The organism is Virgibacillus dokdonensis (assembly GCF_900166595.1).
Classification (GTDB): domain Bacteria; phylum Bacillota; class Bacilli; order Bacillales; family Amphibacillaceae; genus Virgibacillus; species Virgibacillus dokdonensis.
Genome location: NZ_LT745763.1, coordinates 2,064,493 through 2,091,154, shown reverse-complemented (window position 1 = coordinate 2,091,154; position 26,662 = coordinate 2,064,493). Strand labels below are relative to the sequence as shown.

The 26,662-nt window shown below is 35.5% G+C and carries 24 protein-coding genes and 1 other RNA gene; 4 read left to right on the top strand and 21 right to left on the bottom strand.

Annotation, left to right across the window (positions count from 1 at the left end):
• Positions 1-227 precede the first annotated feature (227 nt).
• Positions 228-1,910: a SulP family inorganic anion transporter gene (locus tag B2C77_RS11360; protein WP_077706892.1), complete on the top strand. Its 1,683-nt coding sequence runs from the start codon at positions 228-230 to the stop codon at positions 1,908-1,910.
• Positions 1,911-2,109: 199 nt separating this feature from the next.
• The gene (locus tag B2C77_RS11355) at positions 2,110-2,784 is read left to right on the top strand and encodes a queuosine precursor transporter (RefSeq protein WP_077703703.1); all 675 of its coding nucleotides are present in this window, start codon (positions 2,110-2,112) and stop codon (positions 2,782-2,784) included.
• Positions 2,785-2,926: 142 nt separating this feature from the next.
• On the opposite strand, the gene B2C77_RS11350 is transcribed toward B2C77_RS11355, so the two are convergent.
• The 10 genes from B2C77_RS11350 to B2C77_RS11305 all read right to left on the bottom strand — a co-directional run bounded on the left by B2C77_RS11350 (position 2,927) and on the right by B2C77_RS11305 (position 11,176).
• Entirely contained in the window at positions 2,927-3,433 is a 507-nt protein-coding gene (locus tag B2C77_RS11350) for an isoprenylcysteine carboxyl methyltransferase family protein (RefSeq protein ID WP_077703702.1), read from the bottom strand.
• A 2-nt stretch (positions 3,434-3,435) separates the two neighbouring features.
• Positions 3,436-4,521: a type III polyketide synthase gene (locus B2C77_RS11345; RefSeq protein ID WP_077703701.1), complete on the bottom strand. Its 1,086-nt coding sequence runs from the start codon at positions 4,519-4,521 to the stop codon at positions 3,436-3,438.
• Between the two features lie 123 nt (positions 4,522-4,644).
• A complete protein-coding gene (locus B2C77_RS11340) occupies positions 4,645-6,141 on the bottom strand; it encodes a carboxypeptidase M32 (RefSeq protein WP_077703700.1) in 1,497 nt (498 codons plus the stop codon).
• The gene (locus tag B2C77_RS11335; RefSeq protein ID WP_077703699.1) at positions 6,128-7,279 is read right to left on the bottom strand and encodes a THUMP domain-containing class I SAM-dependent RNA methyltransferase; all 1,152 of its coding nucleotides are present in this window, start codon (positions 7,277-7,279) and stop codon (positions 6,128-6,130) included. The genes B2C77_RS11340 and B2C77_RS11335 overlap by 14 nt, the downstream gene beginning before the upstream one ends.
• A 202-nt stretch (positions 7,280-7,481) precedes the next feature.
• Positions 7,482-7,857: RNase P RNA component class B (rnpB, locus tag B2C77_RS11330), an RNA gene on the bottom strand.
• Between the two features lie 65 nt (positions 7,858-7,922).
• Positions 7,923-8,237 carry a cell division regulator GpsB gene (gene gpsB, locus B2C77_RS11325; RefSeq protein ID WP_077703698.1) on the bottom strand — a complete coding sequence of 105 codons (315 nt, stop codon included), beginning with the start codon at positions 8,235-8,237 and terminating at the stop codon, positions 7,923-7,925.
• Positions 8,238-8,528: 291 nt separating this feature from the next.
• On the bottom strand, positions 8,529-8,936 hold the full coding sequence (locus B2C77_RS11320) for a cytidine deaminase (protein ID WP_077703697.1): 408 nt from the start codon (positions 8,934-8,936) through the stop codon (positions 8,529-8,531).
• 44 nt (positions 8,937-8,980) lie between these two features.
• Positions 8,981-9,340, bottom strand: a complete 360-nt coding sequence (locus B2C77_RS11315; RefSeq protein WP_077703696.1) for a DUF1798 family protein — start codon at positions 9,338-9,340, stop codon at positions 8,981-8,983.
• Positions 9,341-9,492: 152 nt separating this feature from the next.
• A complete protein-coding gene (locus B2C77_RS11310; protein WP_077703695.1) occupies positions 9,493-9,720 on the bottom strand; it encodes a hypothetical protein in 228 nt (75 codons plus the stop codon).
• A gap of 469 nt (positions 9,721-10,189) precedes the next feature.
• Positions 10,190-11,176: a DUF2515 family protein gene (locus tag B2C77_RS11305; RefSeq protein ID WP_077703694.1), complete on the bottom strand. Its 987-nt coding sequence runs from the start codon at positions 11,174-11,176 to the stop codon at positions 10,190-10,192.
• A 261-nt stretch (positions 11,177-11,437) separates the two neighbouring features.
• On the opposite strand from B2C77_RS11305, the gene recU reads away from it, so the two are divergent.
• Positions 11,438-12,025, top strand: coding sequence for a Holliday junction resolvase RecU (recU, locus tag B2C77_RS11300; RefSeq protein WP_077703693.1), 588 nt, complete (start codon positions 11,438-11,440; stop codon positions 12,023-12,025).
• 17 nt (positions 12,026-12,042) lie between these two features.
• Complete coding sequence (locus tag B2C77_RS11295; RefSeq protein ID WP_077703692.1) at positions 12,043-14,832, top strand: PBP1A family penicillin-binding protein; 2,790 nt, start codon at positions 12,043-12,045, stop codon at positions 14,830-14,832.
• 83 nt (positions 14,833-14,915) lie between these two features.
• Here the strand turns inward: B2C77_RS11295 and nth are convergent, their stop codons facing one another.
• The 11 genes from nth to mgsA all read right to left on the bottom strand — a co-directional run bounded on the left by nth (position 14,916) and on the right by mgsA (position 26,649).
• Positions 14,916-15,578: an endonuclease III gene (gene nth, locus B2C77_RS11290; RefSeq protein WP_077703691.1), complete on the bottom strand. Its 663-nt coding sequence runs from the start codon at positions 15,576-15,578 to the stop codon at positions 14,916-14,918.
• Between the two features lie 2 nt (positions 15,579-15,580).
• A complete protein-coding gene (locus B2C77_RS11285; RefSeq protein WP_176087319.1) occupies positions 15,581-16,288 on the bottom strand; it encodes a DnaD domain-containing protein in 708 nt (235 codons plus the stop codon).
• A gap of 213 nt (positions 16,289-16,501) precedes the next feature.
• Positions 16,502-17,794: an asparagine--tRNA ligase gene (gene asnS, locus B2C77_RS11280; RefSeq protein WP_077703690.1), complete on the bottom strand. Its 1,293-nt coding sequence runs from the start codon at positions 17,792-17,794 to the stop codon at positions 16,502-16,504.
• Positions 17,795-17,865: 71 nt separating this feature from the next.
• Positions 17,866-19,053 (bottom strand): pyridoxal phosphate-dependent aminotransferase, encoded by a 1,188-nt coding sequence (locus B2C77_RS11275; protein WP_077703689.1) that lies wholly within the window; start codon positions 19,051-19,053, stop codon positions 17,866-17,868.
• A gap of 14 nt (positions 19,054-19,067) precedes the next feature.
• A complete protein-coding gene (locus tag B2C77_RS11270) occupies positions 19,068-19,601 on the bottom strand; it encodes a cell wall elongation regulator TseB-like domain-containing protein (protein ID WP_141130717.1) in 534 nt (177 codons plus the stop codon).
• Positions 19,564-19,731 carry a YpmA family protein gene (locus tag B2C77_RS11265; RefSeq protein WP_073004117.1) on the bottom strand — a complete coding sequence of 56 codons (168 nt, stop codon included), beginning with the start codon at positions 19,729-19,731 and terminating at the stop codon, positions 19,564-19,566. The genes B2C77_RS11270 and B2C77_RS11265 overlap by 38 nt, the downstream gene beginning before the upstream one ends.
• 345 nt (positions 19,732-20,076) lie before the next feature.
• Positions 20,077-22,872: an ATP-dependent DNA helicase DinG gene (dinG, locus tag B2C77_RS11260; protein WP_077703687.1), complete on the bottom strand. Its 2,796-nt coding sequence runs from the start codon at positions 22,870-22,872 to the stop codon at positions 20,077-20,079.
• 35 nt (positions 22,873-22,907) lie between these two features.
• Positions 22,908-23,912 (bottom strand): biotin--[acetyl-CoA-carboxylase] ligase, encoded by a 1,005-nt coding sequence (locus tag B2C77_RS11255; RefSeq protein WP_077703686.1) that lies wholly within the window; start codon positions 23,910-23,912, stop codon positions 22,908-22,910.
• Positions 23,888-25,090, bottom strand: coding sequence for a CCA tRNA nucleotidyltransferase (locus B2C77_RS11250; RefSeq protein ID WP_077703685.1), 1,203 nt, complete (start codon positions 25,088-25,090; stop codon positions 23,888-23,890). The genes B2C77_RS11255 and B2C77_RS11250 overlap by 25 nt, the downstream gene beginning before the upstream one ends.
• 15 nt (positions 25,091-25,105) lie before the next feature.
• On the bottom strand, positions 25,106-26,233 hold the full coding sequence (gene bshA / locus B2C77_RS11245) for an N-acetyl-alpha-D-glucosaminyl L-malate synthase BshA (protein WP_077703684.1): 1,128 nt from the start codon (positions 26,231-26,233) through the stop codon (positions 25,106-25,108).
• Complete coding sequence (mgsA, locus tag B2C77_RS11240) at positions 26,230-26,649, bottom strand: methylglyoxal synthase (RefSeq protein ID WP_077703683.1); 420 nt, start codon at positions 26,647-26,649, stop codon at positions 26,230-26,232. Before mgsA ends, bshA begins: the two co-directional genes overlap by 4 nt.
• Positions 26,650-26,662 lie beyond the last annotated feature (13 nt).

The following is a 26,662-nucleotide window of genomic DNA, read 5'->3' as shown; positions in this document are numbered from 1 at the left end:
TAATTTATTAGATGTTGTCACTCTACTGAGGGAGAGTGGCTTTTTTCGTGAACGCACATGTTCCTTCCTGCTTCAGAAAAACCTAACTCCAAAAGCTAAATCTAATTCTCTACCAATTTAGTGGTTTATTTCTTAATGCTTTAAAAATTTATTTTAAGGAGAGATCAGATTATTTGTTTAAAGACAATCGTTTCAACAGTTTTTCATTAGTAGATATAAAGCGTGACATGATTGCAGGTTTAACAGTAGGGATTGTAGCCATTCCACTTGGGATGGCGTTTGCTATTGCCTCTGGTGTTAAACCTGAGTATGGGTTATACACAACCATTTTTGCAGGGCTTTTCGTAGCTTTATTTGGAGGTTCCAGATTTCAAATTGCTGGTCCAACGGGAGCATTTATTCCAATATTACTTGCTATTGTATTAGAGTACGGCTATGAAAAGTTATTAGTTGCCGGATTTTTGGCTGGATTTATACTTTTGTTAATGGGGATATTAAAATTTGGGAAATTGATTCAATTCATTCCTAGATCAGTAACTATCGGATTTACATCGGGAATTGCTGTTATTATATTTAGTGGTCAAATTGGTAATTTTCTCGGTCTTGAGGAACTTGACAAAAAGCAATATTTTCATGAGAATATGATGCAAATTATAGATAATATTGCTTTTATTAATTGGTATAGCGTATGTACAGCATTTATAGGTCTTTTCGCCATCATCTTTATCCCAAAGATTCTTCCAAAGGTTCCTATTCTACTTGTTGCATTAATTTTACCAACTGCTGTCGCCATGCTGCTATATCCTTCTGAAGTAGCAACCATTGGTACATCCTTTGGTGGTATCCCTCAATCTTTACCTAGCTTTCGAATGCCAGAAATAACTTGGGGAACTATTGCTGAGCTTTGGCAACCTGCTTTTGTGATTGCAATGCTTGGAGGAATAGAATCACTATTATCTGCGGTTGTATCTGATGGAATGACAGGGACAAAGCATAACTCCAATCGAGAATTAGTTGGCCAAGGAATTGCTAATATGGTCACTCCCATGTTTGGCGGAATCCCAGCAACAGGTGCTATAGCTAGAACAGCTACGAATATTAAAAGTGGAGCAATTAGTCCGTTCTCAGGAATATTTCAAAGTGTTTTTGTCTTATTAATTCTATTGTTATTTGCACCATTTGCATCGAACATACCTCTAGCAAGTATGGCGCCTATTTTAATGATCGTCGCCTATAATATGAGTGAATATAAATCGTTTATACATATACTTAAATTAAAAACAGGCGATTCACTTGTACTAGTAGTTACTTTTCTATTAACTGTATTTGTTAATCTTACGACAGCTGTACAAATTGGTCTATTACTTGCAATGGTTTCGTTCATAAAGCGGATGAGCGAAGTGTTGCAAGTAGAAAAAGTTATTCCTGATAAAGTCAAAGACACAACACATGGTAATCATTTGGACACGTTAAGCTCCACATGCCCCAAACTTTCATTTTATACTGTTGGTGGAGCGTTATTCTTTGGTGCTGCAGACAAGTTTGAATCTATCATTACACGGTGCATCAATCAGCGTCCAACGGTACTAATTTTAAAAATGAAGCATGTTTCTATTTTAGATGCCACAGGCGCAGCTAATTTAGACTCTCTAGTTACCGATTTTAAAAATATGGGTGGAACAATTATTATCTCAGAAGCAAATTCAGATGTAACGGCTATGCTAAAGGCAAGTGGTCTTTTGTATAAAATTGGGGAACATCATATCTTTCATCGTTCAGAAGAAGCAGTTAATTATGGACTACAACTCATTGAAGTTAGCAAGTGTTCTATATGCTCTAAAGAAAATAGAACCTCATGTAAAGCTTTTAAACAAAATAATAATGTATCTCTTTCATCATCAGAACAATAAACTCACATATTAATCGTTTTTTAAATTAAAACTTTTTTTAGTATTTTAATTTTATATAAGAAAATGTGCCACCTTTTACTACTTGAATCAGGAGATACACAATTAATAATTGCATTTTAGTTCTTTGCGGCGTATAATATCATTTGTGTTTTTCGCGGTTCGAGAACTCCCGCGTTATCAAAACTAAGGAGGAATTTATGTGACGAACGAAATAATTTGGATTATCTTCGCTATCGTAAATTTTTCCATGCTATTATTGTTTTATCGTCTGTTTGGAAAAATAGGTCTTTATGTTTGGATTGGAATGGCTACAATTATTGCAAACATCCAAGTTTTAAAGACTGTCGAACTTTTTGGTCTGACTGCTACACTTGGTAACATTCTATATGGGACAGCTTATTTGGCAACAGATATTATTAACGAAAAGCATGGAAAAGATGAAGCGAAAAAAGCGGTTTGGATGGGGTTTGCTACGCTATTAGCGATGACCATCTTTATGCAAATAGCCCTGACGTTTCAACCTGGTGCAGACGACATCGCTCATGAATCATTAACAACTATATTTGATTTAATTCCTAGGGTGGTTGCTGGAAGTCTAGCAGCTTATATCATCAGCCAGTCATTCGACGTTTGGATTTATGATAAATTTAGGAAGATGTTTCCTGCTGACAAGCATCTATGGATCCGTAACAATGGAAGTACAGGTGTTAGCCAATTATTGGACACGGTCGTATTTTGCAGTATCGCTTTTTATGGAAGCTATCCAACAGAAATATTTTTTGAAATTTTCATTACTACTTATATCATTAAGTTTATTGTAGCCATTATGGATACGCCATTTATGTATATAGCTAAAAAAATGAATCATGACTAACTTTTATACAATTTTAGTAAAAAGCCGCTCTTTTGAGCATAACCTAAATAAATCCATTCATATTCACTATATAAAATGTTCCACTTTCATATAAGTGGAACATTTTATTTATTTTAAGCACTATAGGAAATTATAAGTGTATCTAATGCCCATAAACAGCTTTTTCTTCTACGGGAATGCGTACATATAATAATAACACATGTAGAATTGGAAATAATATCGCTGTAAACCACGCACCAAACAGTAAAGGAATGACAAACAATTCTACACCAACAATAATGTAGTTAGGATGTTTTACGTATTTATATGGACCTCGCTTAATAACGTCAAATTGCGGTGCAATGATTATTTTGGTGTTCCAAAATCTACCCAATGTTGTAATACACCAAATACGGCCAATTTGGGTAATTATAAAAGCAGCAAATAGAACATAGTTAAAGGAAAAGCTTTGTTGATTACGAAAAATAATTTCCGCAATGAGAGACAAGAAAAACAATGTATGGATAATAATAAACCATTTATAGTGTTTCTTTCCTTTTTCAATGGCTCCTCTTTGTTTCATCCATTGCTCATTACTACGTGCAATAGCCAGCTCTACTAGTCGCTGTATTATAATCACCGACAAAATAATCCACATAAAAATTGGCATTACTACATCCACTCCATTAAAATCAATTCCGAACTGAACCCTGGACCAAGTGCAGAGAGCACACTTTTTTCATTTGTATATCGTGCTTCCTTCATCCATGAATAAAGTACATAAAGAACGGTTGCTGAAGACATATTACCGTGTTTTCTTAGTACAGAAATAGAGTGACGAAATTTATCAACATCTGCTTGCAACACATGTTGCATCGCTTCTATAACTTTCTTGCCTCCTGGATGGGCAATAAAAGTAGCAATAGCATTTTCGTTTAATTGGTGTTGATTAAAAAATAGCTGTACATGCTCCCTCCAAAAACTTTGTACGAGCGCAGGAATGCTTTTGGAAAAAATCACTTCAAATCCTGTTTCGGTGATTTGCCATCCCATTACCGAAATGCTGTCCTTTTTAGTATAAGAATCGGATTGCAGCAAACGTGGTACTTTATTTTTACTATGTTGAATTAATGGAGATGTTTCTCCAACAATAACTGCGGCCCCTATACCGTCACCAAATAAAGCAGTTCCTATCAGGTTACTTTTTTTCAGATCCCCTTTTTGAAACGTTAAGCTGCATAATTCACAACAAATAACTAATGCAGATTTATCTGGGTTTGCTGACAACCAATCGTGTGCTCTTGCTAAGCCAATAGCTCCTCCAGCGCACCCTAATCCCCATAAAGGCATGCGCTTTACATCTTGTCGAAAAGGACGTTCATTCATTACATGCACATCTAATGAAGGGGTTGCTACACCGGTACTTGACACAAAGATAATCATATCAATATCTTCGTAATCAATAGGATTTGATAAAAACGCCATCTGATGTAAACAATCATCAATGGCTTTTAACGCATACGCTTTAGCAAGTTCAATAAATAAATTGTTGCGCTCTTGGAAGGAATGATTTTCTGTAAACCAATTAGTTTCCACTACAAACTGCCTTTCGTCCACTTGTGCATGATCAAAAACAGGGAGTAGCCGGTTAATTTCTCGCTTGGAATAAGGAAAAATTTCCTGAACCATTTCTTTTACACGTTGTTGACTTAGACGATACTCTGGTATTCCCAAGCCAATGGAACAAATATATGACATGCTTTAATCTCCTTTACAAATCATGACGTGTGAGCGTTGTTCCCCCTGTTAATCGACCAAAATGTAATTGCATACTAAAACACACACCGTTACTTAAACCTACTTACAGCATCTTTTATACGATTAAAACTGATAAATAGCCTTGAATTTTTTTTCTAAATGTTGTACTAAATAGTCAGGGTTTAATGTTTCGTTCGTTACATCAGTTAGAACTTTCAGCGGTTCTTTCAATTTTCCATATTGATGAATGGAATTGGCGAGCCAACTTTTAATAGGAGTAAGGTCACCAGTTCGGATAAGGCTCTCTACATGAAGGTCTTTAGATAATGTATGATAAATTTGTGCTGCATACATATACCCTAAAGCGTAAGATGGGAAGTACCCGAAATCACCACCTGCCCAATGAATATCTTGCAGTACACCTTCCCTATCTGTTGGCGGCGTGATACCTAAATAATCGTTCATTTTTTCATTCCATAAATGAGGTAAGTCATCTACTATGATTTCTTCATTCATAAGTGCTTTTTCTAACTCATATCGAATCATAATATGTAGCGGATATGTTAATTCATCTGCTTCAATTCGAATAAAAGATGGCTTCACTTCGTTGATTGTTTGATAAAATTGCTCTAAATCTATATTTTGAAATGAATGTGGAGCATACTGCAAGAATAAGTCGTAATTCTTTTGCCAAAATGGATAACTTCTGGCAATGAAATTTTCCCAAAATAACGATTGTGATTCATGTATACCCATAGAAGTTCCAGTCGCTAATGGTGTTTGGGATAAACGAGGGTCAATATTTTGCTCGTATAAGCCGTGTCCCCCTTCATGAATTGTTCCAAATACAGCCATTCGGAAATCATTTTCGTCATAACGAGTAGTTAATCGTACGTCATTTTGATTTAATGGAATAGCAAATGGATGAACAGTCTCATCTAAGCGCCCAGATGTAAAGTCATAGCCCATTTGTTTAAGCAGTTGCTCTGTAAAAGCTACTTGCTGTTGTTTAGGGAAATGAACTTGTATTAAGCTAGGATCAGGCTTTACACCACTTGCTTGTACGTTTTCTAATATAGAGCGTAACGATCTGCGTAATTTAGGAAATACATGATCTAGTTTGTTCACTGTGATACCTGGCTCAAATTTGTGTAGCAAAGCATCGTAAATATTAGTTTCATATCCCCAATAAGAAGCGAATTCACGGTTGAAATCTACTAACTTTTTAAGATAGGGTCGAAATAGATGAAATTCATCAGTCTCTCTAGCTTGTTGCCAAATTGCTTCAGATTTAGTCTGTGTAATCATAAAATCTTTATACAGCTTGTGAGGAATTTTTTTATTTCTTTCATATTCTTCTTCACAAACTTCAATTGTTCTTAAAAGAATAGGATCATCAGCGTTAGGTTTAAGTTCTTTAATAAATGCTTCCATTTGCTTCGATGTCTGCAATTGGTGAATTTTTTCTCCCAAAAAACCTGCCACTTCTGAACGCTGCTCTACTCCTTTAGTTGGAATTTTCGTACGCATATCCCAATGTATAAGGGAAAGTGCCTCTCGATAATAATCTATTTCTTTTAAATAATTTTTAAATTGCTGTTTTTTATCACTTAATTTCATCAGAATCTCCCCTTTCTTTCTGACCGAAGTACTGATAATAGTCTGTTCGAATATAGCCATTAAACAACTTTCGCTTCTTCGTTGCTTTTTTACCAAAAGCGGCTTCAAAATGATCATATGCCGTTATTATATAAACACTCCAACTAGGGTGGTTACTTATGATTTCACCAAGTTGTTTTGCTGTTTTCGTTGATTGTTTTTGATCTCCGAGACGCTGCCCATAAGGCGGATTGCTTACAATATAACCGTTAGGCTGTTTAAAGTGAAGATCACTAACTTGCATTTGCTTCCATTGAATAAGTTCCCCTAGCCCTGCTTCAAGTGCATTTCTATTCGCAACGTTAATCATTTTATGATCAATATCCGTCCCAGTAATATTTAAAGGTTGATCATAATTAGCGACATCCTCCGCTTCTTCAAAAGCTTTGTCCCAATACTTTTGTTTAACAAATGACCAATCTTCGGATGAAAATTCACGATTAAAACCTGGAGCAATATTTTGTCCAATCATTGCAGCTTCAATAGGGATAGTACCTGAACCACAAAATGGATCAACGAAAGTCTCATTTGGATGCCAATTGGTTAATAATACTAATGAAGCAGCAAGGGTCTCTTTAAGCGGAGCCTCACCTTGTCCAACTCGATAGCCTCGCTTATGTAAACCTACGCCTGAAGTATCGATCGTAAGTGTTGCTTCATCTTTTAATAAGGCGATTTCGACACGATACATTGCTCCCGTTTCTGGTAGTTTAGAAATCATGCCATATTTTAATTTCATCCTTTCAACGAGCGCCTTTTTGACTATTTTTTGACAATCAGGAACACTATGTAATGTTGATTGAACAGATTTTCCTATTACAGGAATTTCACCATCTTCATCAATGTAAATTTCCCAGGGTAAAGCCTTTGTTCCCTCAAATAAATCATCAAAGGATGTAGCTTTAAATTTACCAACTAATAATTTTACTCGATCCGCAGAACGAAGCCATAAATTACAACGAGGAATTGCGTTTATAGGCGCCTCAAATTCTACTTTTCCATTATCAACTTGTACTTCATAACCTAAATTTTTAACTTCTTTTGCAACAACAGACTCTAATCCCATCGCTGCGGTAGCTATTAATGTAACTGTCTGCATAAAAAAACGTCCTTTCAATGACTGTTTGTGTTTTAGTTTACCATATTTTCTTATGCATCATGAATAAATATTCGTTATGCAAATGAATTTCATACAAGAATGGATAGAAACAGATCGTTGATTAAATGAAAAAAGTCTCTCTTTCGTTTATACACTTTAACGATAGAGAGACTTCATGTTAATTATTTTGACCTGTTAAATACTCGATAAGCCATGTTCTGTACCATTGTACTGCTAACGGTGGTCAACCTCGTACTTTGGTGGTGATCATCTATCTACAAGCTTAGCTTGTCCTCCGTTCGGTTCCTATTCCCTACTAAAAGATGCCCCTACCATTATTTGGGTTGCTCACTCGTGGGGTTTACCTCGTTCCACCTGAAAGGTTTCCCAATCAGCTACGTCACTGTGGCACTTTCAAGGTTACTTCCGTATCCGATTACTGGACTTAGGAAATGCACCTGCCGTTAACCAAAAGGTTACCTTGACTTATGATTTCGTCAAGCACGAACACTACAAACATCGCAGTTTGTGTGAGCATGGACTTTCCTCTGTAAAAATTACAGCGATCACTTGAGTATTTAACAACTAGTGCAAGATAAGATTATACCATATTGATAAAAAAAAGCAAGTTAAGAAATGAGAATCACCCTTCTGAATCAGCAAACTTTTTACCAAACACTGCTTTTTCTAAATTTGAAAGACGTTTTAACACATCATAATTAACTTGATGATTAGGTGCAGTTTGCACAGACCTTGCTTTTGGTTTCTCAGTACTTGTTTTTCGCAATTGCTCATTTTCTTGTTGTAAACGATTGATCTCCTGTTTAAACAAATCATAATCTTGAATAATTAAGTCAAGAAATTCATCCACTTCTTCTTGGTTATATCCTCGCATTGCGGTCTTAAAATCTTTATCTAAAATATCTTTACTTGTTAAATGCACTTGGTTCATACTCATTACGATCACCTCATACCAGTTCTATAATTAAGTGTGGCTTTGTTTGTTTCTTTTTTTCCATTGTATGATTGGAAAAAAATAATATGTTTGTGTACTCTTTTTTTATTATAGCATTAAATAAGAGGTGTGAAAAATGAATCCGTGCAAATGCGTTTTGAGTGGTACATAATGAAGTATCAAAAAGTGTTTGTTACGATTGAAAAATACATTGTTTACTGTTACCGAGTTTGTCTGCAAGCACTCCAAAATATAAAAAATACTTTTACAATAGAGAACAAATGTCGTAATTCGCTACACTTCTTGCTCTAAATCAGAAGGCTGAAACGAAAAAGGCAATAGTTCTTCCATTTTAACCGTTTTTATATCTTCTTTTAGGTTAGTTAGATGAATAAGCATATCTGAAGGAAAAAATTCACTCATTACTTGTCTACAAGACCCACATGGAGGTACGGGCCTTTCTGTATCAGCAACAACAGCCATTTCCGTAAATGATTTTTCACCATTGGCAATTGCTTGGAAAATAGCCACTCGCTCTGCACAGCATGTTACAGGATAAGCAGCATTTTCGATATTACAGCCTGTATAAATATTTCCGGAACCCGTTTGTAACGCTGCTCCAACTTGAAAATTAGAATACGGTACATATGCTTTTTCTGTAATTGTTTTAGCAGCTTCTATTAATGCTTGTTTTGTTTTCATCATGCATCCCCTTCTCGAATTGATTTTAGAATCATCTAACAGATTTACAACAGCGTATCCAACTCGCGCATTAACTGATCGAAAATGTATTGTATTGATTTGTATAATTCGATATATCGTTTTTTCTTTACATCTATATAATAACTATGTAACAGTAATAGTTCCATATTTTCTCTTGTAGAAACAATTTGGTGAGGATGTACATTCACTTTGCGCTTTTGTACCAACTGTAAAGCTTCTGTTTCCCAACGTTCAAGCAACTGATAAATAGGCGTTGTTTCCTCTTTAACTTTCAGAAACAACGCTCTATCTTTTCGATCCTTTGGAGGATTAGTATGCTCAAATTTTTCTTTCAACTGATATAAATTTTGTTGTAATATATTGGTTTGTTGTTTTATATACATGCAAATCTCAACCTACTTAAATATAATGATATGTCTATATAGTAACATATAATGAAGATGAATAAGAACTTTTTACTATGGTGCTATTTTAAATTTTTTTCAAATGATTTCTTTTGAGGAACGAAGTAGATACAAGTTGATACTGGATAGGCTTACTTTGTTTGTTCTCTTGTATTTTTTTCTAATTGTATACATTGCTTCTTCACTAGCGCAATTTCATTTAGTTTTTCATAATATTGATTTGATATATTATTTTCTACTTTCATGATCAACTTTTGATCCAATCGGCGAATTTGATTTGATAATTCGTATAAAGCTGCTTCCACTTTTTTACGGTCCACACCGCGCTTTCCTTTTTTTGGTGATTGATACGCAAGCATTCTTATGCTACCTCCCCTTTCCATCTTACTGTATACATTTCGCCTTAAAAAGAAGGCTTCCTTCACGTTCGACAAAACTAGAATGAAGCTTACAAAACAAGTGAATATACTCATTTATTTTTACGTTTTTGACAAACTAATGATGAAAGGAGGGTAAACGATGAAAGATAAAAAGAAGAAACAAACCAAAACAGAAAGCATCCGTTCTAAATCTTTGAAAAAAGGAGACAAAAAATTGAACGGACCCAACTTTCCAGCAACTTAGATGTTAAAAAAGTGTTTAAAAAAGTGCTGCCATATACGTGCATGGCAGCACTTTATCTATTCAAAATGATTTTAAAAATTACTCGAAATGACACGTTGTATTTCTTTACTTTGTTTCTGCTTCTAGTTGGAGATACGTTTGCCTTACCGTAAAATATCTTTATTTTTTTTCTTTTACTGTAACCTAATTTATATTTTAGAGAAGCTAATCCCTTTTTGAAAAATATTTTTTTGCCGTAAACACTTGTTTAGTATAGAAATAAGCAAATAACATTTGTCGTTTTTGATAAAAAGTTTTTCCGATTTGTTGTTTGTTACATCGAGGTGCGTCGCGAATCCATTTTTTCTTTACACCCCCTGATTGATACCAATCCTTTCGTATGGTATCTTGATGTGTAATACTGGGATATACCATTCGCAAGATTGGGGTTATCGGTTGTTTGGGAAGCTTCAAAAAACGTTCATAATCACGTCTGGATCCAGTGTGTGTACAATATTTAGTAAATAAAAACGTTTGCTTATAGACAGTTGGGGAAAAAATAATAGAAGCTAGTTTTTTCCCTAACTGAATTCGGTTCGTTTTATTTGTGAAGTTATGGACATAGGCACCATATAAATCATCATTGGACATAGAAGGCAAAAGAACAGCATTCATCATAAAAAAGTTTTGCATTTGATAAGGCAATTGATGAAATACACGGCGTTGAAAATAATGCTGATTAATAACAGGCTCTTGAATAACATTCTGTTCGTTTATAATAAGTGCTTGTACAAGACGATTTTTATCACAATACTTCCAAAAATAGTGCCATTCTTTTATCATATAACTAGAAACATGAAACAGAGAAAGAAGATCGAACATTGGTTTGTTGTTTTGCTTGGATAATTGGTATACTAAGAGTTGAGGGAAGGCATCTGAAAAAATGAGCCAATTAGCACGCTCATACGTCATAAACAGCCGCTGTCTTTCTTGCCTCCCTAATAAATGTTGAAATGGAGTCATTTGCAGATCGGTCATGTTCCAGCCAGCATTTCTCGATACGATACTTGCTAAAAAAGCCCATTTTATTTCTGGGAATTTCAGATAAAACTTAAAATAAGCGTTTGTACGTGTTATATTATCTTGGTTATGTGCTGTTGTTTTATTTGTTATATAATGAAGATAGGCTTTGATGTTTGCATCTATATACATCTGCCTCCCATCCTTTCAGAACAATTATTTTATAACATGTACGGAGCATGACATTACTATGCATCATAAGGCGCTAGTATTTTTTTGCAGAGAGGAAATACTATGTAAATAAAAGTGAATTTCAATCAAGGTGAATTTTTCAGAGACAACACAAAAGGTTAAACTTTACATTTTGTGTTGTTGAACAATTTCTTTTCGCCATGAAACGTGTCAGCTATTTCATTTATTCATACGTTGATTTAAAGAAGGGGTTGTAAATAAATGAATTACCCAAATGGAAGAAAAAATGGGGATCTATACAAGCAAAAAAAATTATATTCTCATCAATTTGGTAATCGTGGGATGTCATTAGAAAAGGATATTAATGATACAAATGCATACTATTTAGAAACAAAAAAAGCTGTCATTCACAAAAAACCGACACCTGTTCAAATTGTTAAGGTCAATTATCCAAAACGAAGTGCAGCAGTAATTACAGAAGCTTATTTCAAACAAGCTTCAACAACGGATTACAACGGAGTGTATCGCGAAAAATACATTGATTTTGAAGCAAAGGAAACAAAAAATAAAACGCTATTTCCGTTAGCAAATATACATGCTCATCAAGTCGAACATATGCAGGCAGTTGCTGCTCAAGGCGGTATTACTTTTCTGCTCATACGCTTTTCTGTACTTGATGAAACATATTTATTTCCTGCTGAAAGACTTTTTACGCATTGGTATGCTCACCTAAAAGGAGATAAAAAATCTATTGCGTATAAAACAATAAAACAGCAGGGTTATTTTATCCCTTTTCAATATAAAGCTAGAGTTGACTATTTAACAATTATTGATAAGCTTTATTTTTAGAGATGGAGGAATGAAGCATGGCAAATAATAGCCAGTCTCGTACAGCGAGAAGAAAACAAAAGAAAACAAAGAAAAAACCATTATGGAAAAAAATATTACTTTCAATCATAATTATTTTTATAATTATGGGACTTGGTGCTGGAGCTACAGCAGCTTACTGGGTAGCAACAGCTCCTGATTTAGATGAGTCGAAATTATCCGACCCTCTTGCCTCAGAATTCCTAGATATTGATGGGAAATCATTTGCGGTTATGGGTGAGAAAAATCGAACGAAAATTAGCTACGATGATCTACCACAAGTGTTAATTGATGCTGTTACAGCAACCGAAGATGCGAGGTTTTTTGAGCATTCTGGTATTGACTTAAGGAGAATTGGCGGTGCAATTATTGCCAATATAAAAAATGGCTTTGGTTCAGAGGGGGCAAGTACGATTACGCAACAAGTAGTTGAAAAATCTTTCTTGTCTGCTGAAAAAAAGATTAGTTTAAAAGTTCAAGAGCAATGGTTAGCATTACAATTAGAAAGAGACTACTCAAAAGAAGAAATTTTGGAAATGTATTTGAACAAAATCTTTTACGGTAGTAATGCTTATGGAGTGGCTACAGCTGCAGAAACTTATTTCGGCAAAGAAGATTTAAGCGAATTAACATTGCCTGAAGCGGCCATTTTAGCTGGGTTGCCACAGCGACCAACAGCATACAACCCGTTTAAAAATCCCGAATTGACGAAAGAGCGGATGGATACTGTTTTAGATTTAATGGTACGCCATGATAAAATTTCTGCAAAAGAAGCCGAAGAAGCTAGAAATGTTGATATTCCTTCTTTATTAGTTGAAGATAAGCCAGAAACGACACCTTATGAAGGTTTCTTACAACAGGTGGAAAAAGAAGTGAAAGAAAAAGTAGACGGTGCAGATATTTATACAGATGGTTTAACCATTCATACGACAATTGATCAAGGTGTGCAGAAGCATGTGGAATCCTTACTAACGGATAGTGACTCAAATCCGATTCAATATCCTGACGATGAGATGCAAGCAGCAATGACAGTTCTTGATACGAAGACTGGAGCCATTCGGGCTATTGGTGGTAGAAGGAATAGCGAAGGGAAAAGAGAGCTAAATTACGCTATTCAAAACACAACACAGCCAGGTTCAACTTTTAAACCTATTGTAGCTTACGGGCCAGCAATTGAATATAATAAAATGTCAACATACCATCAAATAAACGATGATAAACCATATAAAATCGGTGGTACAGATTCAGTAATTGGTAATTGGAATGGGCAATATGCTGGCTGGATGACAGCACGTCATGCACTTAAACAATCACTAAACGTACCTGCTGTGAAGGTTTTAGAAGAAGTTGGTTATGGAAAAGCAAAAGAATTTGCAGAAGGATTAGGAATCAAATTTAAAGACGATAAAATTTTAGTCGGTGATGCTATCGGGGGTACAGGAACAGAGGTTACACCTTTACAGCTGGCTGGAGCTTTCCGAGCCTTTGGTAACGAAGGGTTGTATAATGAACCTTATTCTGTCACAAAAGTCGAATTTCCAGATGGAAAAACGGTTGAATTAACACCACAAGCAGAACCTGCTATGTCGGATTATACAGCATATATGATGACAGATATGATGAAAACCGTTCTAACTGAGGGTACAGGTAAGAACGCAAACATTCCAGGCCTTCCAGTAGCTGGTAAAACCGGAACGACAAATTTAAAAGACCGTGAAGGAAGCCCTGATGCTTGGTTTAGTGGTTATACAACGAATTACACCATTTCTGCATGGGTTGGTGGTTATAAAGATAAAGGAGGAGGTCGAGATGTTATTCCTCCTGGAAATGGAAATACGCAAATTCCATTACAAATGTTTAAAAATACGATGACAGAAATATCGAAGGACATAGAGACAAAGGATTTTGTAAAACCAGATAACGTAATAGAAGCCGAAGTAGAAAAAGGATCTAACCCACCTGCAAAACCAAGCGAACATACACCTAGCGATAAGATTATTACAGAGTTGTTTGTTAAAGGTACAGAGCCAAAAGAGACTTCCGAGAAGTTTGATCAATTAGATCCGGTTAGCGGATTAACGGCAAGCTTTAACGAAGAAAAGAGTGCGATCGACGTTTCTTGGAAGTATGATGCTGATGCAGATGTTTCCTTTGAAGTCAGTGCGCAAGTGGATGGCGGTGAGATGCAAGCATTATCAACAACCGAAGATACATCTATGGAAATATCCGCGGTGGAACCAAATAAAGAATATACGATCCAAGTTGTGGTAGTTAGTAATGAAGACGATTCTAAAAGTGAACCGAAAACAACCACTGTAGCAACAGGTGACGAAGAACCAGAGGAGTTACCTGAAGTAGCAGGGTTAACAGCTACCTATAATGAGGCAAATAAACTCATCGTTGTTAGTTGGAATTACAATGGTCCGCCCGCTTCCTTTGAAGTATCTGTTAATGGTGAGACACAAACAGTCCAGTCAAATGGGTTAGAAATAAGTGGGGCTACACAGGGAGAAACGTACAACATATCTGTTACACCTATTGGTAAGAAAGGTAAAAACGAAGGCGTAAGAGGACCCGCTCAACAAACATCTGTAACCATACCAGCAGAACAAGAAGAACCTCCTGCTGATGATGATGGAGGGGACGGTGGAGCTGATACTGGTGATAATGGTCAAGATAACGGGGAAGCTCGTCCACCAGAAGAGGAGGATGAAGAAACCCCCTCTGATGAAAATGGTCAAACCGATGGTGGAGCAGATGAAGAACAAGGGGCTAGTGACGAAAGCTAAACTGATAATAACTTAAATAGTTAAGGAATGCGGTTAACTTAAAAGTTTCGATTATAGAGTAAGAAAAGAGGTAAACGCAATATTTACGCGTTTACCTCTTTTCTTTTCTTCATCCGTTTTTGTCCCTCACGGCACACTTCTAATAGTGGACATTCCATACAGTTCGGATTTCTTGCTTTACAATGATATCGACCAAAAAAAATCATGCGGTGATGCGTTTCACTCCACTCTGACTTTGGAATTTTTCGCATTAAAGTTTCTTCCACTTCCGTGACCGAATCTTTCCACCTACATATACCAAGTCGTTTTGAGACGCGTTCTACATGTGTATCGACCGCAATTGCCGGCTTATCAAACGCTACAGAGGCAACGACATTAGCTGTTTTTCTACCTACCCCTGCTAATTTCATTAATTCTGTTTTTGATTTTGGAACGATTCCTCCATAATCCTCTATCAACATCGCACAAAGCTTACGAATATTTTTTGCTTTATTTCGGTATAAACCAATAGATTTAATATCTTCTTGAAGCTCTTCTAAAGGTACGGCTAAATAATCTTCAGGTGCTTTATATTTTTGAAACAGCGGTCTTGTAACCTTATTAACTAAGTTATCTGTACACTGTGCAGATAACAGCACTGCAATTACTAATTCAAATGGGTTTTTATGGGTTAATTCACATTGGGCGTAAGGAAACATTTTTTTCATTTCATCCAAGCAAAAGCGAATTTGTTTTTGCGTCAGCATCGCTAATCCTCCCCTTCCAGCCAATTATAATAAAAAGAACTGTTACGAGTACTTTGTGAACTACCTTCTGATCTTGAAGCATTCTGTCTGGCATGAAATTGTTTACTAGACATTCTAGCTTGTTCTACACTATGGATCCCTTTTTTCTTCCATTCGCGTAAAATACGATCAATATATTTAAAATTTAACTTTCCCATTAACACGGATTCACGTAAAGCTGCTTTAATTAACGATGGAGCAATTTGATCCTCATCTAGCCACGCATTAATCATTTCAATTTCAAAAGGGGATAATGGTCTGCCGAATTCTTGTTCAAACAAAATAAAAATAGTCCCGTCAGATGTATCTGAATCCTGTTTCGTATCTTCTTCCATCTTAAATAATTTATCCCATAGAGGATTTAAATCGTAAGCTTCTTTAATTTTTCCATCATTTTCTTCTTGCTGTACAATAGTCAGCATTCCTTTTTGAACAAGGCCACGTAATAAAAGTGCACACTCTTGTTCTTTCATCGTTACATAAGTCGTTAATTGATCTGGAGTAGGAAAATCAATTCCTTCTAACATAAATCGTTGTAATTGTAATAACAACATAACTTCTTTTTCATCTAGCCCTATAGATACATAGGAAGTTAATAGATCCTTTGGAATGAGCATTTGATTGGTTAAAAGATACTGAATGGAGAATGATTGCTTTTTAATGACGAACATCTCCTTTTCTTTTACATGATAAATGAATCCCTTGCCTGTTCTAGCAAGGGATAGGTTATTTTCTAAGTTTTGTATAAAGCTTGAGATACTTCTTTTAGAACATGAACCAATCGGCGTTTATTTCTGACTTGTTGCATTCACTAATTTTCACTTATTAAGATAGATATAGAAGCCTTAAAGCACCCTATATTTTTAAGCTAAATTACATAATAATTATGGATAGAGCCGATTTAGTAGACGTGGAAACGGGATAGTCTCGCGAACATGATCAACACCCGCAAGCCAAGCTACCGTTCTTTCCAATCCTAGGCCGAAGCCAGAATGTGGTACACTACCATATTTTCTTAGTTCTAAATACCATTGATACGCTTCACCTGTTAATCCATGTTCTTTATAACGCTCTTCCATTAATTGCAAATCATCAATTCGTTGAGAACCACCAATAATTTCTCCATACCCTTCTGGTGCAATGAGATCTGCACATAATACGACATCATCTCTTTCTGGATGTGGCTTCATATAGAATGCTTTTATTCCTATAGGGTAATTCGTAATAAATACTGGTTTATCAAAGCTTTCAGCGATAGCTGTTTCATGGGGAGCCCCAAAATCTTCACCCCATTCTATGTCGGTAAAACCTTTTTCTTTTAACAGTGCAACTGCTTCATCATAAGTTATCCGAGGAAACGGTGCTTGTACTTTTTCTAAGCTTGAAATATCACGATCTAATGTTTGCAATTCCAACTTACAATTTGCAAGCACACTTTGAACGATAAAGCTTACATAATTTTCTTGGATTTCAAGGCTTTCTTCATGCTCCACAAAAGCCATTTCTGGTTCTATCATCCAAAATTCAATTAAATGTCGACGTGTTTTGGATTTTTCTGCACGGAAGGTTGGTCCAAAAGAAAATACTTTTCCAAATGCCATTGCCGCTGCTTCCATATATAATTGCCCACTTTGTGATAAATAAGCTTCTTCATCGAAGTATTTCGTATGGAATAATTCAGTTGTTCCTTCTGCTGAGGATCCTGTTAAAATAGGCGGATCAATTTTAACATAGCCTTTATCATTAAAAAATTGATAAGTCGCATGTATAATTTCATTGCGTATTTTCATAACAGCATGTTGACGTTTAGATCGTAACCATAAATGGCGATGATCCATTAGAAACTCTGTACCATGCTCTTTCGGTGTAATCGGGTAATCATGAGCTTCATGAATTAATTCAATATCACTCACTTGCATTTCGTATCCAAATGGTGAGCGTGTATCTTCGACAATTTTACCAGTAATATACATCGATGATTCTTGTGTGATATTTTTAGCTAATTGGAATGCTTCTTCGCTCACATCATTTTTTACAACAACACCTTGCATAAATCCAGTGCCATCACGTAATTGTAGAAATGCAATTTTTCCACTTGAACGTTTATTTGTGAGCCAAGCTCCAATCGTAACTGTTTCTTCATTATATCTTGGTGCCTGCGAGATTGTCGTTTTCAAAAGAACTCCTCCTAATACGTGTTCACTTATAACGAAAATTATTGTTGTCTTTACATTATAAGATTAAGATTTTATGCTTTCTTATAGTGTAAAATAAAATGTTTAATTCTTTTTGCTGCTTCTTCCAGTGCTTCCATAGATGTGGCATAGGATAAACGTACATTATTAGGCGCACCAAATCCAGATCCAGGAATAAGAGCTACTTTTTCTTTTTCCAATAGCGCCTTTGCCCAATCATCTACATTACTAAAGCCACTTTTACGTACTGCTTCTTTCACATTTGGAAATAAATAAAATGCCCCTTCAGGCTTTACACAGCTCACTCCTGGTATCTCCGTTAGCAGTTGATATAAACTTTCCAAACGATGTGAAAAAACACCCTTCATTTCTTCATTAAAGGAATCGTCCATTTGATAAGCGGCTAATGCTGCGTACTGAGCAATTGACGTTGGGTTTGATGTAGAATGTGAAGCAAGACTTGTCATTGCTTTAATAATTTCATTTGGTCCAACAGCATAACCAATTCTCCAACCAGTCATGGAATGGGATTTAGATACACCATTAATAATAACTGTTTGGGCTTTTAACTCTGGTGATAATTGTGCTATAGATACATGGTCTTCGCCAGAATAAATTAGCTTTTCATAAATCTCATCGGATACAATTAACAAATCGTGCTTTAAACAAATATCTCCCAACTGCTTTAATTCATCTTTATTATACATCATACCAGTCGGGTTACTAGGTGAATTAATAATGATTGCTTTCGTTTTACTCGTAATAGCCGCTTCTAATTCCTGTGGCGTTAATTTAAATTGGTTTTCTTCTTTAGCAGGAATAAAAACAGGAGTTCCACCAGCAAGCTTTACTTGCTCTGGGTAACTAACCCAATACGGAGTTGGGATAATAACCTCATCCCCTTCATTTAGCAACACTTGAAAAAGTGTGTATAATGCATGCTTGGCTCCAGTAGTAACGATAATTTGCTCTTTTGTATATTCAAGTTGATTATCTTTTTGAAATTTGTTCACAATGGCTTGCTTTAGTTCCACAATCCCTCCAGAAGGCGTATATTTTGTTTTGCCTTCATTCATTGCTTTTTCAGCCGCACGCAATATAGGCTCAGGTGTATTAAAGTCAGGTTCTCCAGCTCCTAAAGCGATAACGTCATGACCTTGTTGTTTTAATTCTTTTGCTTTCGCTGTAATAGCTAATGTAGATGAGGGGGTTAATGTTTTTACTCTGTTTGCTAATTCCACTTTTTATCACCTTTCTATTTAAACATACTTTTAAAGCGCATTTGTTCATATCGCGAACCATTATGCATATCTAAATAATCAAAAACGTATCGATTTGAGTCATCTATATAAGTCAGTTCCCAAAATTCTTTTCCATCTAAGAGTGCAGGGCTGATACGTATAAACTCACATTGATTACATTCCTGTTTCCACTGCTCTTTCATTTCTGATTTACTTACAATGTCAGCTTGATTTACAGTTATCAGTTGTTTTTGTTTCCCTTTTAAGGGATAAAAAACAAGTTTACTTTGTTCATTTTTGTCTTTTCCATACGCAACATGGTAGGCTTCTTTTCCATGAAATGTTTCTATTTTATCAATTTCAGCTAAAGTTTCAGCCTTCAGTAGCTGCTGCTTTGTTTCTTCGTATCCTGCCGTTTTACTTTCAAGTAAATCATTGTATAAATAAATAAAATAGACACCGCAAGCCACCGTCAATAAAAAGAGAATGGATAATGTCCATCTTATCCATTTAGGACCGATATATAGTAAAGATCGCTTGTTCTTCATCTTTATCATCCAATGCTAAACCAAATATTAGGTTTTGTTCTTTTAAAGTTTTATTGCATAGGTCTACTATTTTGTATAACTCGGAGGAATATCCAATTTGTACAGTCGCTAAAGTGGTTAATTCATCCATAATTTTGACCTCCCTGTATAGCCATTATTGAAATTATGTTGGTTGGTATGAAATGCAAAATACTCTATTCCTTTTACGGTTAAAGTTTCTTGTCTTATCAAGTTCTGCTAGACATAGCCTGCTTTTTTTAGCAAAAAATATGTGTATGCTTAAATAAATAAAACAGAACATAAATATAGTATAACAAGCTTTACAGCAAATGTGTTTTGTTTTTAAATTATTTGAGCAAATAATTATTCAACCCACACCACTTTACTTGTAACTGATGCTTTTTAGCATCAGTTTTTTTATTCACATGAAGTTCTTTAATTGGAGCTAGGATATAAAAGCTTCATTTATCCATATTTAAAACCATTTTTCAGCTCTAATCATTAAATCATGTGTTGTGTCAAAAAATAATGGCACTTTAGGAATAGAGCGAATAAAATATTTCCCATAGCGAGCTGTTACAATTCGAGCATCACAAATAAACACAATTCCTCGATCACTGCTAGATCGGATTAATCTCCCAAAGCCTTGTTTAAACCGAATAACAGCATTAGGTAAGGCATATTGCATAAATGGATTTTTGCCTTGCTCTTTTAAAAAATTTGATTTTGCTTCAAGCACTGGATGATCAGGTGGTTGAAACGGTAGACGAACAATTACAAGACACGATAAATCTTCGCCAGGAATATCTACACCTTCCCAAAATGAACTGGTTCCTAGAAGAATCGCTCGATCAAACGTTTGGAAGTTCTTTTTTAAACGTTCTCTACTACCACTTGAGATTCCTTGTGCAATAAGGGCATACGTTTCATTCTCCATTAACTCTTTTAGTAAAGAATGTGAACGTCGTAGCATATCGTACGATGTAAATAAAACCAGCATCCTACCGTTGGTGATTTCTGCCAAAGATAATACCGCTTCACAGGTTGCATGAATAAAATCATCAATGTGTCCTGAAGTGATTGTTGGAAAATCATTTGGCACCATTAATTGTACTTGATCGGCATACGAAAATGGAGAAACAATTTTCTTCGTTAAAGGATTCTCTGTTTGTAAGCCTAGACGCTCCATAATATATTGAAATGAATTCTCCATTGTTAATGTAGCGCTTGTTAAAACGATACTTTCTTTAACTGAAAAAAATACGTCTGTTAGTAAATTAGCAATATCTGTTGGTTCACTGTATAGGTAAACTGCATTTTTTGCTCCGTATGCCTCTATCTCCATCCATTTTACTTCCTGTACGCTATCTTCTACAAGGAAAAATTGTTCTAATTGATCAATAAATACTTGTAGCCGTTCAGCACTAGCCAAAAGTTTCTCTTTATCTTCCTGATGAAGTTGATTAACTCGTAACTCTGCTTCAATCATTACTAATCCATGTACTAAGTCACGTAAATGTAAGCAAACCCTTGATACCATTTCCTTAATTACTGTCCATTTGTTTTGATCTTCTTTATTCGCTTCAAAGCGATACTGCGTTCTACCTATATCACTAAACGATTTGTCTCCTTTACGTACCTTGGAAACATATTGAAACAAGTAACGAAACAAATCATCCGTTTCATAACGAGTATCATCAAGCAGTTTATTCCACAAAACCTTAGTCTCTTTTGAAAGTTCTGATGGGTAATGAGATAAAATGGTATGGACCAATTTCTGCTCATCTGTTCGCCCTAATTGATTAAAAGTATAATGCATATGCATATAATCAAGTTTCAATCCATAATGCTTCGATACGGTTGCCTCAAAGTGATGTGCTTCATCAATTATTGCTCTTTCGTATACTGGTAGTAAAGAAGAAGGATGAAAAATATCTGTACATAATAATGCATGATTAGTAATAACAATATGAGCTTGCTGGGCTCGTTTTTTTGCGTACTGATAGTGCGATCTATAAAACCACTGCGAAGATGGATCAACACCTTCTTCCATGTCTGCAGATATGCGTCGAAAAAACAAATATCCACTAGAAGGCAACTGGATATCGTCAATGTCACCCGTTTCCGTTTCTGTTAACCAAACTAAAAGCATTGCTACGGTAAGAGCGATGTCGTAGTTAATCTGGAGAGGCTCCAACAACTCTTGGTGCAATTTTTCCAAACTAATATAATGCCCTTTCCCTTTAAGCAGTGCTACGCGGAAAGGGAAAGGAATTAACCTACGAATTAATGGAATTTCTTCCTCTAATAATTGAGTTTGTAACTGCGTAGTGTATGTACTAATGACTACTCGTTTATGTGTAGAAACAGCATCATATATTGCTGGAAGCAGGTATGCCAGTGATTTTCCTGTTCCTGTTTCAGCTTCAATCAACGCATGCTGTCTCGTTTGAAATGCATCTAAGATCATTTCGGACATTTCTCGTTGCCCTGCACGTTTTTCATAAAAAGACAAGTTTTTTTCTAAGCTACCATTTGATTCATAAATCGAGTCTAGATAATCTCCGAAAGAAAGATCTATAACGTTATCTTCCTTTTCTAGATTATTCATACAGCGATAGGCAAGACCTTGATATATAGCAATTTCATCATTTTTTTCTACAAATACATTTTGCTCTTTATAATAGTTAAATAAAGCATATGCATCTGACTTTAACCATTTTTCCAAACGTAGCAATTGCTCTAGGGTCTCATACGGTAAAGAAGCTAGTTTTTCTTTTAGCTTTAAAAATAGCTTCGCGGTTACAAATGCATCTGAAAGCGCGCGATGCGGGTTTTCATGGTTGATTTGTAAATAATCAGTTAGCTGGTTTAATTTAAAGCTTGGTGCACTTGGAAATAATATTCTTGCTAATTCTACTGTATCAAGCACTGGATTCTTTAGCTTTTTTCGATTGCTTTTAGTCAATTCTTCATTTAAAAAGCCGAGGTCAAATGGGACATTATGTGCGATCAAGTAACTATTTTCAAACATAGCAGTTACTTCATCTGCTATATTTTCAAATAATGGTGCATCGGCTACATCTTCATTTGAAATACCTGTTAAATTTGTTATAAATGCTGGAATTTCTTTGTTTGGATGTAGTAAGGTAGAATAACTATCTACAATCGTATCTTGCTCAATAACTACGATACCTACCTCAATAATTTTGTCTGTTTTAGCTGGAGTATTTCCAGTTGTTTCTAAATCGATCACAACATAGCGTTGCACGTTAGTCCCTCCCTTCTTTTAAATAACTATTTTATTTATTCATGATTCTTATTAGACTCATGAAACCAGTCAATTTCCCCTGAATATAACCGTTCTACATCACCAGCCTCATTTTTTATTAACAGTGCACCATCGTCAGCCAGACCATAAAATACAGCTTGTCGAGTCTTATCCAATTGACGGATGGTGATCCAATCCCCTATTTTAAATCCGTATGACTCCCATTTCGTTTTCACAGCTAAAAAGCCCTGCTTCATATATTCATCATAAAGATTTTCGAAACTGCTCAAGAAATATTGTATAATTTTTCTAATCGCCCATTGTTTCCCAGTTTCAATTTGTAATGATGTTGCTCTTTTTTGCACATCCTCTGGCCAATCATTCTTTTGTTGGTTAATATTTAACCCAACCCCAATGATAACATACTGGATTCTATCCTGTTCAGCTTGTAGTTCTGTTAAAATACCTGCACATTTTTTTTCATTATCAAAGAGGATGTCGTTAGGCCACTTAATACGTGGCGTTAATCCAGTTAACTTTTCAATAGTTTCGGTTAACGCCACAGCAGTTAATAATGTTAATTGTGGAGCAAGGTATGGTGGTAAGGGTGGTTGTAAGATCATGCTCATCCACATGCCATCGCCTTTTTTAGAATGCCAGTTTCGATTCATTCTTCCTCTACCAGAAACCTGTTCATCTGCAATAACTATAGTGCCATGTCCTTTCTGTTCTTTAGCAACTTTATGGGCAATAATTTGAGTAGAACTAGTCACTTCACGATGAATCACTTTCTGACCTAGCCAATTCGTTTGTAACCCCCACTGTACGGTGTTCTCAGATATTTTTTCTGGATAGCTTACAATGCGGTAGCCTCGCTTCGACTTTGCTTCTATGACGTAACCATCTTTCTCTAACTCTTTCATATGCTTCCAAATAGCACTGCGAGATATGTTTAATTGTTCTGAAAGCACTTGTCCAGATATATATTCTTCGTTATTCTTAGCAAGTAATTGGATTAATTGATTGCGGGTGGATTCCATTTTATCCATTCCTTTAACTTATAGTAATCATTTGGCAACTGTCCTGCAACAACTTTTCGCTCCAGTTTATTTAACAGTTGTTGTATCCATGGACCTTGTTTAAAGGCCGGAAAAAGATCGATAATATCTTGGCCACTTAATTTTATGTCTGATCTAGATGCAATCGGTAATGTTTGTTCTATTTGTAATAACTGTTCCATTGTGATATTTTTTTTAGAATGTAAACAATTTGTTAGCCGAATAAAGCTATTATACAAAGCTCGTGGTAATTGATAAACAAGCCAAGGGGTTAAGTCATTTGCTTGTAATTCATCTAATTGTTTAGTTAGGTTCATGGCAGCATTTTTTTGTTTATTTGAGCATTTCCATGCTTTTACCCATGTTAAAAGCGGTATTGTGCGATCCAAAAAATGAAAAAGCACCAATACTTCGTGAAAAAGCGGTAAAGGCTTTATATTTCTTGGAATCCGTAAAATTAATGAGTGGTGTTGATCAAATACAGGTAAGTATTCGTAAATCTCCAAATCCTTTAAATATGTTAATCCATGTCGTACATAATCACCAGCGAATAGCTTGGTAAACTCTCTTGTAATTCGTTCTACTGCTAACCCCTTCATTTCATGCTTTACTTTTCGAATGTGTTCGATCGTATCCGGATGAACAGTAAATCCTAATTGACTGCTGAAACGAAGTGCACGAATGATTCGTAACGGGTCTTCCCTAAATCTTTCCTCCCCGTTTCCTACTGTACGAATCACATGATTATGTAAATCAGATCTACCAGCAAACAGATCAATAATGTTCCCTTTTAAATCCATTGCCAATGCATTTATCGTAAAGTCTCTTCTTTCTAAATCTTTTTCGATGTTATCTACATAGGTAACATCATCTGGATGACGTTGATCCGTATATTTTCCGTCAATTCGAAAAGTGGTTACTTCATAAGACTCATTTTGATGGCGAATAATAACTGTTCCATGTTCTATTCCAACTGGTATCACGGAAGAAAACAAATTTTGTAGCTCAATTGGTTTTGCTGATGTAGCTATATCAATATCCTCAATAGGACGATGAAGCAGAAAATCTCTGACACACCCTCCTACAAAATAAACATTATATCCATGAGCTTTTATTTTTTCTACTATTGGCTTAGCTTTTTGGAAAGGTTCTGCTAACATAATTATCACCAATTTCTATAAGCTCGTAAGTAAACAGTCATATAATTGCTCATACTGCTTTACACTTTGCTTCGAATGAAAATGAGTTTCTACTCTTTTAACAGCATTGTTTGAAAAGCTATTCCACAATGTCTGGTTCGTTAATATTTCAATAGCATACGTTGCTGCTTGATCTGTGTCTCCTAAATCAGCAATAAACCCTGTCTTATTATGATCAATTACTTCGGGTATACCACCAACATTTGTGCCAACACATGGTACACCGCAGGCCATCGCTTCCAACAAAACAAGACCAAAGCTTTCCTTTTCTGATAGCAATAACTTTAAATCACTGATACGTAAAAGCTCACTTATATTTTTTTGCTTACCTAAAAATAGAACGTTCTGCTGTAACTTTAATTCCTTTACTAAATTCATAGCTGTTCCACACTCTGGACCGTCGCCGATAAGTAATAATTTACTATCTACTTGTTGATGTATAAGGTAAAATGTACGTATAATATCAGGCAATCGTTTTACCTTACGAAAATTAGAAATATGAACAATCACTTTTTCATTTGACTTAATGTCATATTGCTGTTTGATAAACTCTAACCGTTTTGGGTAGTACTCTTGTTCATTTACAAAATTATAAATAACTTGTATATCTTGTTTTATTTTAAGAAGTTGTTTCGTATGACTGGCTAGATGGTTTGAAACTGCTGTTACAGCATCTGATTGATTGATTGCATGGGTAATCATGTTTTTAAAAATATCATCAATCGCTAAAACAGTAATATCTGTTCCATGTAAGGTTGTTACAATCTTTACTTTATGTTCTGCAATATCTCGTGCTAAAAGGGCGCTAATAGCATGTGGCATTGCATAGTGGACATGTAGTATATCCAACTTTTCCCGATTGATTACTTCAGCCATTTTAGCAGCTAATGCTAAATCATACGGTGGATACTGAAAAACAGGGTAGTGACTTAATTCAACTTCATGAAAATAAATTCTTGGATTAATATGATTTAGGCGAAATGGTAAACTGGAAGTTATGAAGTGAACTTCATTTCCTTTTTCAGCGAGTAACATTCCTAATTCCGTCGCAATAATTCCAGACCCACCTACACTAGGATAACATGTTATTCCGATTTTTTTCATGCTTTTTCTTTTCCCTTTTTCTGTTTGACAATGTCACGCCATTGAAAGTCACCGTTCTCCAACCCACGGATAAAAATCTCAGAAGCTGCTATGTTTGTAGCAAGCGGTATATGATAAACGTCACATAAGCGCATTAAAGCACTAATATCTGGTTCATGAGGCTGTGCAGTCAAAGGGTCACGGAAAAAGATCACCATATCCATTTCATTATTTGCAATCGTTGCACCAATTTGCTGGTCGCCACCCAAGGGACCCGATTGAAACAAATGCACATCCATTCCTGTTGCTTTGCGAATCTTACTCCCTGTAGTTCCTGTTGCATATAAATGATGTTCCGATAAAACATATTGATATGCTGTTGTAAAATTCACCATATCTTGTTTCATTTTATCATGAGCTATTAAAGCAATATTCATCTGTATCCCCGCC